This window comes from Amedibacillus sp. YH-ame6 (assembly GCF_053848845.1).
Genome location: NZ_JBSPEZ010000001.1, coordinates 288,671 through 301,793, shown reverse-complemented (window position 1 = coordinate 301,793; position 13,123 = coordinate 288,671). Strand labels below are relative to the sequence as shown.

Below are 13,123 nucleotides of genomic sequence, written 5' to 3'. Positions count from 1 at the left end.
CAAGGGAGGAATTACATGAATGCAGTATCAAATCTTGATAAGCGTTGCTACGACATATTAAAGAGAATCATGTATGCTGGTGGCTATTTAAAGATACAAGAGCTAGCAGATGAAATGCAAAGTTCAAAGCGAAGTGTATATTATGATATTAATAAAATCAACGACTGGCTTCAAGAGCGAGGTATAGAAGAATTAATACAAGAAAGAGGAAAAGGAATCATTGTAAATCACACACAGATTAAAGCTATTCAAGATGCATTATCTGAAACGAGCAGTGATACAAATCATTTGTTTACACGTGATGAACGAGTAAAGATACAAATTTGTTCCATTATCATACGATCCAATCCATTATATATAGAAGATTTTATGGAGTCCTGTCAGGTAAGCCGTAATACGATTATCAATGATTTAAAGAGTGTTGCACAGTTTCTAGAAATCTACAATCTAACATTGTCCTATGATATCAAACGAGGATATCGAATCGTTGGAGATATTATTAGGAAGCGTGCATTGTTCTTTATGTTGTTTCCATCTTTGTGGGAATACTATGAAAGAAAACTTATCCCAGCGGTAGATGAAGAGAGTATGCAACATAATTTACATCTTCTAAAGCAAATTGAACAAGAATTACAAGCAGAATATGTAAGTGGTATTTTGCCTTCCTTGGCACTCTTCTTATCTTCCGTAGATAAAAGAAATGATCGTTTGACGTTTAATGATATGGATGAAGAAGAAATAGTAGAAACAAAAGAATATTATTTAGTATCACAAATGTTTGTACGTCTTGCGCCTGAAGAGAAAATTTATGTGACCTTGCATTTGTTGGGGTCGCGTTTACAAACCATACCTGTAAATGTAATGAAGGATCAAGATGAGACGTATGAAATTTCAAAAAACTTAGTGCATGAATTTGAACGTTTGACGTGTGTTTATTTTGATCAAGAAGAAGAGTTGATCAATGCTATTAATGCACATTTGAAAACATCCTTATATCGTTATCGTTATGGAATTCAGTTAGGAAACCCAATGTTGGATAGTATTGAAACAGAGTATGAGGAGCTATATGAGATTACGAAGAAATCTTGTGAATATTTAGAACGAACACTTGGATACTTGATATCCGATGCAGAAGTTGCTTATATAACTTTACATTTTGGTGCTTTTATGACGATGCGAGAAACTAAAAGTAGAAATCTTCGTATTCTTATCATTTGTCCAAATGGGATAGGAACTGGGAATATGCTTCGTAATGAAGTAGCTTCACTTGTTCCACAAGCAACAGAAATTATCAATCTACCGTTGAGCCAATATCAGAAGGATCATGGGTTTGATGTAGTCATATCTACAGTTGTATTAGCGGAAGAGAAGAAGCTTATTGTTGTGCATCCGATTTTGACAGATCAAGATAGAGTAACCATACTACGCAACTGTATGGTAAGTGAACCTCATGCGAACCTTCAAATACAAGAAATTGTTCGACTTGCGACTAACTATATTCCTAGTTCAAAACTAAATGCATTTGAAAGAGATCTACAAAATTATTATGCTAGTATGCAATCTCATGTAGTACCACATCACAACTATGGACACAACTTATTGTATTATTTAAAACTCTCCCATATTAAGCAGTATGATGAAGAATGCGATTGGGAAGAGGCAATTCGCTATTCCTGTACACCATTGTTAGAGGATGAATCTATATCGCAAGAATATGTAGAAGCAATTCTGGAAGATCAAAAGCAACGTGGTCTTATGATGTTCCTTGCGGATGGTTTGGTGTTGGCGCATGCTGCAATAGAGAAGGGTGTTCGAAAGCTTGATGTATCCATGTGTACATTCAAACATCCAGTTACCTTTTTAAACGGTAAACAAGCACGCATTATTATTGTATTATGTGCGGAAGATCAACGAAAACATATTCATATTTTAAACGATGTATTGAACATATTTTCTAAGAAGAAAAGCATTGAACAAATTGCTGCACTTACATCTAGTAAAGAAATACAAACTTATATACAAACGCATACGCAAGCAGAGGATGAATAAAGAACATAAGTAGGCAAAGGTTGCCAGTGTAACCAAAACTTGCACAAATTGGTGCAATTATTTGGTTACATTCATCTATTGGATTGCACATAAACAAGAAAAGAATTGGCCTTGTATTAGCGCCAATTAAAATGGATAATGAACATGTAAAGGGGAAATAAAATGAAGTCAATGAGCCATTTATTAAAAGAAGAAAACTGTTATATACGACAAAGTGTTGTCGATTGGAAAGAAGCAGTTCATATTGCTTGTGCTCCACTGATACAACAAAACTACTGTACTGAAGCTTATGAAACGGCGGTATATGAAAACACAGAGAAGTTTGGTCCTTATTATGTCATATGTGAAAATTTAGCACTGATACATGCGAGTAATGAAAAGGGTGTTGTAGAGACACAGATGAGTGTCACCATATTAAAAGAGCCAATTAAATTCAAACCAGATGGTTATGATGTAAGAGTTCTAGTAACACTAGTGGCAAAGGATAGTGAATCACACATGGAAGGTATTCAAGCTATTTCAAATATCTTCATGGATGAGAACAAAGTCCAACAAATACTGGACGCAACATGCGCAAAACAAATATACGAATTGTTTGTTTCTAATGCATGTGAAATATAGCGTTAACAATAATGGGAGGAGTTTTATCATATGTTAGAATTTATTGTAAACATTCTATCGACGCCTGCAATACTTGTAGGTCTCATGGCTTTAATTGGATTGTTGCTACAGCGCAAGCCACTTGAAGACGTAATGAAAGGAACCGTAAAAACAATTGTAGGGTTCTTAGTTCTATCCGCTGGTGCGGCATTTCTACAATCTGGTTCATTAAATGCATTTGGAGATTTATTCAACTATGCGTTTAATATGCAAGGTGTTGTGCCAAACAACGAAGCGATTGTATCTCTCGCACTTCAAGATTTTGCGAAAGATACCGCATATATCATGTGTTTAGGTATGATCCTAAATATTGTAATTGCTCGTTTTTCAAGATTACATTACATTTTCTTAACAGGTCATCACACATTCTATATGGCATGTATGTTAGCTGTGTTATTAAATGTAGGTGGTCTTGAGGGTGTACAATTATGGTTAGGTGGAGGGTTATTGCTCGGATTTATCATGGCGTTCTCACCAGCTATTTGTCAACCGACGATGCGTAAGATTGTTAAAACAGATGAATTAGGGTTTGGCCACTTCGGTGGTGCAGGGTATTGGTTTGCAGCACAATGTGGAAAATTATTCAAAGGAAAAGGAAAATCTACAGAGGAAGTAAACTTTCCTCAACGATTAACTTTCCTACGCGATACAACAGTAGCAATTGGGATTACGATGATGGCATTCTTCCTAATTGTAACCGCAGTAGCAGTATCAAAAGGTATCTTAAGTGCAGATGCAGCTTCCATTTTAAAAATTCATCCAAATTTAAGTGGATTATTAAATGTAGGTGCAGAAACAAAAACACACTGGGCTGTTTGGTCTATTACAAGTGGATTAAGCTTTGCAGGTGGTGTATATATCATCTTAAGTGGTGTTCGTTTGATTGTAGGAGAAATTGTTCCAGCGTTCCGTGGTATTGCTGAAAAACTTGTACCTGGTGCAGTTCCAGCAATCGACTGTCCAGTTGTATTCCCATATGCTCCAAATGCCGTATTGATTGGATTCCTAGTTTCTTTCTTAGGTGGTGTTGTTGGATTATTTATTCTTGGCTTCATCGATGCAAACTTGGTAAGTGTAGCACTAATTTTACCAGGCGTTATTCCTCACTTCTTCTGTGGGGCAACAGCAGGTGTATTTGCCAATGCAGAAGGTGGATTAAAAGGATGTGTATTTGGAAGTTTCATGCATGGTTTATTAATTACATTCCTACCTGCAATTTGTATGCCAGTTATGGGTGCATTGAATTTCGCAAACAGTACATTCTCAGATGCAGACTTCTCATGGATGGGAATTGTATTTGGTAACATCGCTCAATTTATACAAGGTAGCGGATTGCTCATTGTATGTGCTGTCGTATTCTTAGCACCAATCGTGTACAACTATGTAGCACCAAAGAAAGTTAAAAAAAGCGAAGACGCTTAAAGAAAGAGGCAACTCATGGAAATTAGAAGAATAGTATGTTGTTGCGGTCAAGGTTTAGGTAGTAGCATGATCGTTAGTATGAACGTAGAAAAAGTATTAAAAAAATTAAATATTACAGGTGTAAGTGTATCACACACTGCATTATCTGAAGTTGGAGAAGGTGATGCTGATCTATTTGTTATCGGTGCAGATTTAGCTCCACAGTTGACGCATTTTAAAAGTAAGATAATTTTAAATCAATTAATGGATATGAATGAAATCGAAACAAAATTAAAAGAGGCATTCAACCTGTAAGATTCAGAAGAAGAAGGCTCTGTCTTCTTTTTCTTTACGAAAAAATTTATAAAAATAGATAAAAGGAGGGCAATATGGAGATAAAAGAGAAGAAAGATTTACAAGTGTTAGGGGCACAGATACGTATTCATATTCTACAAATGTTGGAACATCGAGGGTATGGCCATTTAGGTGGTGCTATGTCTATTGTAGAAGTATTGAGTGTATTGTATGGAAAACAAATGCATATCAATCCAAAACAGCCTAAGATGGAAGATCGTGATCGTTTGGTCTTGTCGAAAGGACATGCAGGACCAGCTTTGTATAGTGTGCTCGCTCAAATGGGATACTTCGATAAAGAAATGCTATATACCTTAAATGAAGGAGGAACCATATTACCAAGTCATCCTGATCGATTAAAGACTCCTGGTGTAGATATGACGACGGGTTCTCTAGGACAAGGAACAAGTGCTGCGGCAGGTATTGCTATGGGATTGAGAATGAACAAAAGTAATCGTTATGTGTATTTGATGGTTGGAGATGGAGAACTAAATGAAGGGCAATGTTGGGAAGCATTTCAATTCATCGCGCATTATAAATTAAACAACTGTATCGTCTTCATTGATGATAACAAACGACAACTGGATGGCTACACAAAAGATGTTATAAATCCATTTAGTATTGTGGATAAAATGGAGGCTTTTGGTTTTCATACCCAATGTGTTAAGGGGGATGATGTCGAGGCAATTGATAGCGCAATTAACCGTGCCAAAGAAGTACAAGATCAAGCCGTTTGTATAGTGTTAGATACAATAAAAGGGCAAGGGATACCATACTTTGAAGAAATGTTATCGAATCACTCCGTGAAATTTGGGGAAGAAGAAAAGAATGCCACACATCTTGCAATAGAAGAGTTAGAAACCTTTATCGCAAAGGAGGAAGCATAAATGTTTAAGATAGTAGAAAATCGAAAGGTAGTTGGAAAAGAACTTCGTGGAGTGGTAGTAGAAACACTACAGGAGTTGATGAAAACAGATGATAAAGTGGTCGCCATGGAAGCAGATTTAGGTGGAGCAAGTGGGTTTACAAAAATTCAAGCAACGCATCCAGATCGTTTTATTCAATGTGGTATTTCTGAAGCAAATATGACAGGTGCAGCCGCTGGTTTATCTCTTTTGGGATATAAACCTTACATCCACAGCTTTGGACCATTTGTTTCAAGAAGAATATATGATCAAATTTTCTTATCTGGTGCTTATGCAAATACAACATTGAATATTTATGGTTCAGATCCTGGTTTTTGTGCAGGACCAAATGGAGGGACACATACCACTTGGGAAGATGTCGCAATTCTAAGAGCAATTCCTAACGTTGTAATTTGTGATGGAGCGGATGCTGTGCAAACTTCATGGATTGTTCGTGAATTTTCAAAACATGAAGGGGTACATTACTTACGTGCAAATCGCAAAGGTGTTCGTAATCTTTATGAGGAAGGATCTACTTTTGAACTAGGGAAAGGCAATGTTATTAAACAAGGGCATGATGTTTTAATTATTTCAGCTGGACAACTTGTAAGTGATGCATATGATTGTGCAATGTCTTTGGAAGAACAAGGGATTTCTACAGAAGTGATTGATATGTTCTGTATAAAACCATTAGATGTTGAACTCATTGTAAAAGAAGCCAAAGATAAGAAAGCCATCGTTACCTTTGAAAACCATTCGATTACTGGGGGATTGGGAAGTGCAGTTGCGGAAGTGATGGTGGAAAACAACATTCATGTTCCTTTTAAAAGACATGGTGTGAAGGAACGCTTTGGTCAAGTAGGAACTCCTGAGTTTTTACAGGGGGAGTTTCATTTATGCGCAAAAGATTTGGAAAAGAGTATCAAAGAGATTCTGTAATGAGTTTACATGAATTCCAATAATTGTGTAAACTTTATTATAAATTTAGAATCCTTAGGTGTGAATTTATGTTCACACCTTTTTTTGATGATGGCTTAAAAAGGGTGTCAAATATGTAGAATCATCGAAAACACTAGTGAACCAATATAAATTGTTGTATAATATGACTGGTCTAGCTAAATTGCTATGCCTTATAAAAGACAGTAAAGGAGACATCTTCATGTTTAAAAGTATTCGTTATGTCATCACAGAGAATGTGACCAATATATATCGTATTTACTGTATTGCCAAATATGAATTGCTTGGGGAAATCCGAGATTCAAAATTTGGATTGTTTTGGAACTTTGCTTCTCCTGCTATACAGGTCGCAACATTTTACCTTGTATTTGGTGTTGCTTTGCATCGTAAGGGACAACAAAATGTGGAGTACCTTCCATGGGTTGTCGTTGGATTCTGTGCATGGTGGTTTATTCAGCCTTGTATTGTCCAAGGGTGTAGTGCAATCTTTGCGAAGACCAATGTGATTACCAAGATGAAATTTCCTGTAAGCGTATTGCCAATGACCGTAATCGCAAAAGAGTTGTTCAATCACTTTTGTATGCTATGTATTGGTTTTGTGGTACTGTTGTTATTTGGGTTTTATCCAAACATTTACTGGTTAGGTATTATTTATTATATGATCTGTGCAATTGCGCTTTTAGAAGCCTTGGCTTTAATTACATCCGTATTAACTATGTTATGGCGTGATGTAAAGAAGCTTGTTACTTCTTTGATGCGTATGTTATTGTATCTATCAACTGTATTGTTTGCGGAAAACTTTGGGATTGCGATTTTGGATGTGTTTATGAAATTGAACCCAGTGTACTATATTGTACAGGGGTATCGAGATTGTTTATTGTTTGAAAAATCTATCTTTGCACACCCTGCATTAACACTATACTTCTGGTTGTTGATTATTGCATTATTCTCTATTGGAAGTTATCTGATGTATAAATTCAAAACGAAGTTTATCGATATGATCTAGGAGGTAGACAAGAATGGCTAAAATTAAAAAAGAACATGAACCATATGCAGTTGTTATGGAAGATGTCTCCAAAATATATCGTTTAAAGAAGAAAGCAAGAAAAAATGTAAAAGGTTCAGATGAACATTTTTATGCTTTACATAATATTAATTTTAAAATTGAAAAAGGAGATTGCGTAGGAATCCTTGGTACCAATGGTTCAGGAAAATCTACCTTATCTCTAATCCTTTCTGGTATTTCCGATAAAGATAGCGGAAGTATCCTTGTGAATGGAGAACAAGCACTTATTGCGATTAACACTGGACTAAATATGCAGTTAACTGGTGAAGAAAATATTGAACTTAAAGGGGCATTGTTGGGTTTAAAGAAGAAAGAAATTGAAAATATCAAACAGAGTGTCATTGAATTTGCAGAATTGGGAGATTTTCTTTATCAACCAGTGAAGAAGTATTCAAGCGGGATGAAATCACGCTTAGGGTTTTCGATTTCTTTGGCACTAGATCCTGATATCTTCATTGTGGATGAAGCTTTGTCCGTAGGAGATAAAGGGTTTGCACAAAAATGTATGACACGCATGCAAAAACTACGTGATGAAGAAGGAAAAACAATTTTCTTTATTTCACATGCACTTCAACAGGTACGCGATTTCTGCCATACTGGTATGTGGATTGAAGGTGGAAAATTGGTTGAAATAGGAGATATTGATACTGTATGCGATCACTATTCTACCTATGTAGATGAATATAACGCTTTAAGTGAAGCAGATAAGAAGAAACAGCGTGAAGAGAAATTTCAAGAACGAATTATACAAAACTATAAAAAGAAATTGTTTTGGTAAGAAAGGAATAGAACTATGAAGAAAGTAATTACTTATGGAACATTTGATTTATTTCACATCGGGCATTTGAATATTTTAAAACGTGCGAAAGAACTTGGGGACTATTTGATTGTCGCAGTTTCAAGTGATGCGTTTAACTGGAATGAAAAAGGGAAGAAATGTCAAATCAGTGATGTTGATCGTATGGAAATTGTGAAGGCAATTCGTTACGTAGATGAAGTTATCCTTGAAGAAGGATGGGATCAAAAAGTACAAGACGTTGTGAAATACGATGTTGATGTATTTGTTATGGGAGATGACTGGGAAGGAAAGTTTGATTTTCTAAAAGAATATTGCGATGTTGTTTATTTACCTCGTACAGAAGGTATTAGCACAACGCAATTAAAAAAAGAATTAAAAAAATAAGAGGTGCTATATGAAGGTTAGGAAGCTTTTTGAGAAGTTAAAAAAGAATGTTTATTTTTCTTGTAAAGAAAAAGCGATTAGGGAACAACATATATTATTAGAAGCTGGACAAGGTAAAAATTTGAATGGGAATATGTTTGCCATGGTTCGAGAACTTTGTGAGAATGAATCTTTTCATGACTACAAAGTAGTTTTTGTTGTAACTGAAGATACAAAAGAAGCAGCACAAAAACGTTTTGCGTTCTATGGTTATCATGTAGAGTTGGTGATTCGAAATTCAGATGTGTATAAAGACTATTTGGCAACTTGTAAATATTTGTTAACGGATAATTCTTTTCCACCATACTTTCATAAAAGAGATGAACAAATATATTTAAATACATGGCACGGAACGCCATTAAAAACTCTTGGGAAAAGTGATCTTAAGAATGCGGCTAGTTTAGCAAACATTCAGAAAAATTATTTGATGAGTGATTATGCATTATTTCCAAATGAATTTACAGAAAATGTCTTTATGAAAGACTATATGTTAGAAAATATATACAAGGGTAAAGTAGTGCTTGCGGATTATCCAAGGAATCGTGTATTCCTTGATGAACAAGCCAATCAAAACCTTCGTGCAAAATTAGGACTTGAAGATAAAAAGCTAATTGCCTATATGCCAACATGGCGTGGAAGTGGACGTGAAGCAGATACACGTATCCAAAAAGAACTAATGGAACACTATTTTTCTGCAATTGATGCACAACTAAAGGATGATCAAATCTTCTATGTAAACTTACATTTCTTATTGGGAGATATTTTAGACTATAGTCAATATCAGCATATTAAACCTTTTCCATCAGATTATGAAACGTATGACTTTTTAGCAATCTGTGATATGCTGGTTACTGATTATTCTAGTGTATTCTTTGATTTTGCTGTATCAAAAAAGAAAATCATTTTATTTACCTATGATCTAGAAGATTATATGAGAGATCGTGGGACTTATTTTGCGGTGAGTGATTTACCTTTTCCAATCGTGGAAACTGTGGATAAATTGATCAAAGAAATCAATAAGAAGACAAAACATAAAGCGTATGATGAACTCTTACAAACGTATGGTGCATATGCCGATGTTCATACGCCAGAAAAGATTTTAAATCTTTTGGTGCATGGAAAAACAAAGGGCTTGCAGATTCATAAGGGATTGGATAATAAAAGAGCTTCTATTCTTGTTTATGGTGGAAAACTAAAAAATCCACAACTTAATATCCTATTAAGAGAATATCTAGTACAATTGCAGAAAGAAAATCCTAAAAAGAATCTTATTTTAGCATTCCGAGGGAAAATAACTGCGAAAAAAGTTGAATTCTTAAATGATTTACCAGAAGGTATCAATTATTATGCGATTGTGACAAAATTTGAATTCCCTTTAAAAGAGAAAATCAAATCTGCTATCGCTATGCGTAACTTCTATTTCGCAAAGAAATTTGCGTCTCATAGTAAAGATTTCTTTAAAGAAGAACGTCAGCGTTTATTTTATCATTTAACACCAGAAAAAGTGGTGTATTATTCAGGAAATCCACATTACATGTATAAAATCATGTCAATGTTTTCTTGTGAGAAAGAGGGGCATATACATCATAACAATGTTATGGGTATTTCGGCACGTGCAACCTCTAATCTCATTATGTACAAATATATGAATGCGCATTATACAAAAGTAGTTGATCATCGTTTTGATGATGTACATCACTTATGGGAAGACAAAGAGAACTATTACAACAAATGTTTAAAGATGGGAAATCTCTTTTACTATGTATCTAATACAAAAAAGGGATTGCATATCTCTGGTATTGCCTTAGCGTACACTGTCTTGCCATTTTCCTTAAAGAACTTAAAAATACAAGTTGCTCAGCAAGTGTATGAAGCACATTTGAAAGAAGGATTACATATTGGAAGAGGAGTTCGTTTGACACATTATTCCTTAACCATACCTTATGAAGATGTAAAAACTTTAGAAATACAAAACAAAGTCAATCTTGTATTTACGGATACAGAGGGATATGGAATTTGTACAGGTATCAAATTTGATTTATTTAGCCTTCGTAAAGGAAAAAACAGAAGAGGACCAATCCATGTTTTTCCAGCAACTTCAACATCTGCATATTATCGCCAAACAGTAAACAATGTACTCTACCTTACGGTACGTAAACAAAATGCAACGGATGCGACAAAGGAACAATGTAAATTGAACTTGGCCTATTATTTAGCGAAAATCGTGCCTTTTCCAAAGCGTATCTTACTATTTGAAAAAGAAGGTAGTCGCTATGAGGAAAGTGCATCTGTACTTTATGAAGAACTCATAGATAATGGATATACCAACACGTATTTTATCTTAGATAAAAACTATCCACATATCGATCGTATCGATCCAAAATATAAGAAGAACCTTCTTTATAAAACGAGTTTTAAACACTATTTCTATTTCTTTAAATCGAAGACATTCTTGGGTTCTGAAGCAATGGTACATGCGATTGATTTAAGAATTTCCAATCGTTGTGCACAAAAGAAACTTGCTAGAAAAGATAATGATTATGTCTTTTTACAACATGGGGTTATGTACATGGTATCACTTGATAGTGAATCTAGAAGATTCTTTAAGCCTAAACATACCAAAGGGAAATATCGTGTAGTCGTATCTTCAAAAGAAGAAGCACGTCATTTTACAGAACTAGGAAACTATCGACCAGAATATATTTATATTAGTGGTCTACCTAAATATGATCGTAATGTCTTACAAGAAGATGCAAATAAAATTACAATTATGCCTACTTGGAGACCATGGGAATACAATGAAGCAAGATATGATTTTAGTACTACAAAGTACTATCAAATGATTGAATGTATATTTCATGCGATTCCTAAGAAAGATAGAGAACGCGTTGTTATTTTACCTCATCCTTTGTTTTGGGATGCAGTGAAAGATGCGGATTTTGAATTGCGTCCTTATTTAAACACAGAAAGCAAGTATGACGACGTATTAAAAGAAACGAAAGTTTTGATTACAGATTATTCTTCCATTGCCTATGATGCATTTTATCGTGGTAGTAATGTTATCTTCTATTGGGAAGAAAAAGAAGAATGTATGGAAGCTTATGGGCCTACTACAAAATTGATGTTAAATGAAGAGAATGTATTTGGAGATATCTGTTATGATGCAGGGAATCTAAAACGTATCTTAGCAAAGAGCTTACAAGATTCACAGGTTTTGGAGTATGTAGAGCGATATCAACATCTTGTAACCTATCATGATGGACACAATACACAACGATTGATAGAATTCATGAAGAAAGATGGAATTATTTAGGAGTCGACTATGGTCAATAAAATAAAAAAGATTCTTGTGAATGGTATGCGATGGACATTTGAAGTACTCTTTCGATTAGTGCCAATCCATAAGAAGATGGTACTCTTTATATCTTTTCATGGAAGAGGGTATTCAGATAATCCCAAAGCAATCTTTCTACAGATGAAAAAAGATGAGCGTTTCAAAGATTATGTCTTTGTATGGGCGCTTAGAAAAGAAAATATGATAGAAATAGAGGGAGCGAAAGTAATTCCTTACTTTACGCCTGTCTATTTTTTTCATTTAGCACGTAGCAAATATTGGGTATGTAACTGTAAATTACAGAAGTACATCGTACGCAAGAAGAAACAAGTGTATTTACAGACATGGCATGGAACACCGTTGAAGCGTTTAGCGCATGATATCATTGTTCCAGAAGGAACAACCTTCTATCGTTCTCATATGAGCGCAGATGCAATGCGTAAAACCTATGACAACGATGTAATGAAATATACGTACATGATTTCACCAAATAAGTTTTGTACAGAGGTATTTCAAAGTGCCTTTCAAATCAATAGAGAACGTTTGATTGAAACAGGTTATCCTAGAAATGATTATTTAAGCAATGTAACAGAAGAAGAAAAACAAGCGATTCGTAAGAAGTTATATATTCCAGATAACAAAAAGATTATTCTATATGCCCCTACTTGGCGTGATAATCAATTTACAATGGCAGGTTATACCTTTGAATTAAAGGTGGATTTCATGAAGTGGAAAGAAGTCCTAGGAGAAGAGTATGTTATCCTATTTAAGCCTCATTACCTAATTACTTCTACGTATAAACATGAACCAGAACTTGAAAATTTCGTCTATGATATAGATGCTAAATCAGATATCAGTGATTTGTATGTAATCTCTGATATGATGGTAACAGATTATTCCAGTGTATTCTTTGATTATGCTGTATTAAAACGACCAATGTACTTTTATATGTACGATATTGAAGAGTACGCAGATGAATTAAGAGGATTTTATTTAGATATTCATAAAGATCTTCCTGGAGAAGTATTCAAAATAGAAGAAGCAATGTTACAAGCAATAGCCAATCATCTTTTTGATTATGATAAACTTGAAACCTTTAATCAACGTTTCAATAATCGAGAAGATGGACACGCTGCACAGCGGGTCATTGATATTATGTGTTCATAAGGAGGAAA

General features: G+C 34.7%; 11 protein-coding genes. All 11 read left to right on the top strand.

Going from position 1 to position 13,123, the window contains the following annotated elements; translation table 11 throughout:
• Positions 1 to 15: 15 nt before the first annotated feature.
• The 11 genes from ACWG0P_RS01430 (at position 16) to ACWG0P_RS01380 (ending at position 13,115) form a co-directional block, all read left to right on the top strand.
• On the top strand, positions 16 to 2,049 hold the full coding sequence (locus ACWG0P_RS01430; RefSeq protein WP_455800147.1) for a BglG family transcription antiterminator: 2,034 nt from the start codon (positions 16 to 18) through the stop codon (positions 2,047 to 2,049).
• A 162-nt stretch (positions 2,050 to 2,211) separates the two neighbouring features.
• Complete coding sequence (locus tag ACWG0P_RS01425) at positions 2,212 to 2,670, top strand: PTS sugar transporter subunit IIA (RefSeq protein WP_455793062.1); 459 nt, start codon at positions 2,212 to 2,214, stop codon at positions 2,668 to 2,670.
• A gap of 30 nt (positions 2,671 to 2,700) precedes the next feature.
• A complete protein-coding gene (locus ACWG0P_RS01420) occupies positions 2,701 to 4,131 on the top strand; it encodes a PTS ascorbate transporter subunit IIC (protein ID WP_455793063.1) in 1,431 nt (476 codons plus the stop codon).
• Positions 4,132 to 4,146: 15 nt separating this feature from the next.
• Positions 4,147 to 4,425 carry a PTS sugar transporter subunit IIB gene (locus ACWG0P_RS01415; protein WP_455793064.1) on the top strand — a complete coding sequence of 93 codons (279 nt, stop codon included), beginning with the start codon at positions 4,147 to 4,149 and terminating at the stop codon, positions 4,423 to 4,425.
• A gap of 74 nt (positions 4,426 to 4,499) precedes the next feature.
• A complete protein-coding gene (locus ACWG0P_RS01410; RefSeq protein ID WP_455800146.1) occupies positions 4,500 to 5,351 on the top strand; it encodes a transketolase in 852 nt (283 codons plus the stop codon).
• On the top strand, positions 5,352 to 6,308 hold the full coding sequence (locus ACWG0P_RS01405; RefSeq protein WP_455800145.1) for a transketolase family protein: 957 nt from the start codon (positions 5,352 to 5,354) through the stop codon (positions 6,306 to 6,308).
• A gap of 220 nt (positions 6,309 to 6,528) precedes the next feature.
• Entirely contained in the window at positions 6,529 to 7,332 is an 804-nt protein-coding gene (locus ACWG0P_RS01400) for an ABC transporter permease (RefSeq protein WP_455793067.1), read from the top strand.
• Positions 7,333 to 7,345: 13 nt separating this feature from the next.
• A complete protein-coding gene (locus ACWG0P_RS01395) occupies positions 7,346 to 8,170 on the top strand; it encodes an ABC transporter ATP-binding protein (protein ID WP_455793068.1) in 825 nt (274 codons plus the stop codon).
• Between the two features lie 15 nt (positions 8,171 to 8,185).
• Positions 8,186 to 8,575, top strand: a complete 390-nt coding sequence (tagD, locus tag ACWG0P_RS01390; protein ID WP_455800144.1) for a glycerol-3-phosphate cytidylyltransferase — start codon at positions 8,186 to 8,188, stop codon at positions 8,573 to 8,575.
• Between the two features lie 10 nt (positions 8,576 to 8,585).
• Positions 8,586 to 11,927: a CDP-glycerol glycerophosphotransferase family protein gene (locus ACWG0P_RS01385; RefSeq protein WP_455800143.1), complete on the top strand. Its 3,342-nt coding sequence runs from the start codon at positions 8,586 to 8,588 to the stop codon at positions 11,925 to 11,927.
• 9 nt (positions 11,928 to 11,936) lie between these two features.
• On the top strand, positions 11,937 to 13,115 hold the full coding sequence (locus tag ACWG0P_RS01380; protein ID WP_455800142.1) for a CDP-glycerol glycerophosphotransferase family protein: 1,179 nt from the start codon (positions 11,937 to 11,939) through the stop codon (positions 13,113 to 13,115).
• The last annotated feature ends 8 nt before the right edge of the window (positions 13,116 to 13,123 follow it).

What these genes read in the sequence shown, in the direction of transcription:
- ACWG0P_RS01430 (WP_455800147.1), top strand. Translation starts at nt 16, where the DNA reads ATGAATGCAGTATCAAATCTTGATAAGCGTTGCTACGACATATTAAAG.
- ACWG0P_RS01400 (WP_455793067.1), top strand. Translation starts at nt 6,529, where the DNA reads ATGTTTAAAAGTATTCGTTATGTCATCACAGAGAATGTGACCAATATA.
- ACWG0P_RS01405 (WP_455800145.1), top strand. Translation starts at nt 5,352, where the DNA reads ATGTTTAAGATAGTAGAAAATCGAAAGGTAGTTGGAAAAGAACTTCGT.
- ACWG0P_RS01425 (WP_455793062.1), top strand. Translation starts at nt 2,212, where the DNA reads ATGAAGTCAATGAGCCATTTATTAAAAGAAGAAAACTGTTATATACGA.
- ACWG0P_RS01420 (WP_455793063.1), top strand. Translation starts at nt 2,701, where the DNA reads ATGTTAGAATTTATTGTAAACATTCTATCGACGCCTGCAATACTTGTA.
- ACWG0P_RS01385 (WP_455800143.1), top strand. Translation starts at nt 8,586, where the DNA reads ATGAAGGTTAGGAAGCTTTTTGAGAAGTTAAAAAAGAATGTTTATTTT.
- ACWG0P_RS01410 (WP_455800146.1), top strand. Translation starts at nt 4,500, where the DNA reads ATGGAGATAAAAGAGAAGAAAGATTTACAAGTGTTAGGGGCACAGATA.
- ACWG0P_RS01395 (WP_455793068.1), top strand. Translation starts at nt 7,346, where the DNA reads ATGGCTAAAATTAAAAAAGAACATGAACCATATGCAGTTGTTATGGAA.
- ACWG0P_RS01415 (WP_455793064.1), top strand. Translation starts at nt 4,147, where the DNA reads ATGGAAATTAGAAGAATAGTATGTTGTTGCGGTCAAGGTTTAGGTAGT.
- tagD (WP_455800144.1), top strand. Translation starts at nt 8,186, where the DNA reads ATGAAGAAAGTAATTACTTATGGAACATTTGATTTATTTCACATCGGG.
- ACWG0P_RS01380 (WP_455800142.1), top strand. Translation starts at nt 11,937, where the DNA reads ATGGTCAATAAAATAAAAAAGATTCTTGTGAATGGTATGCGATGGACA.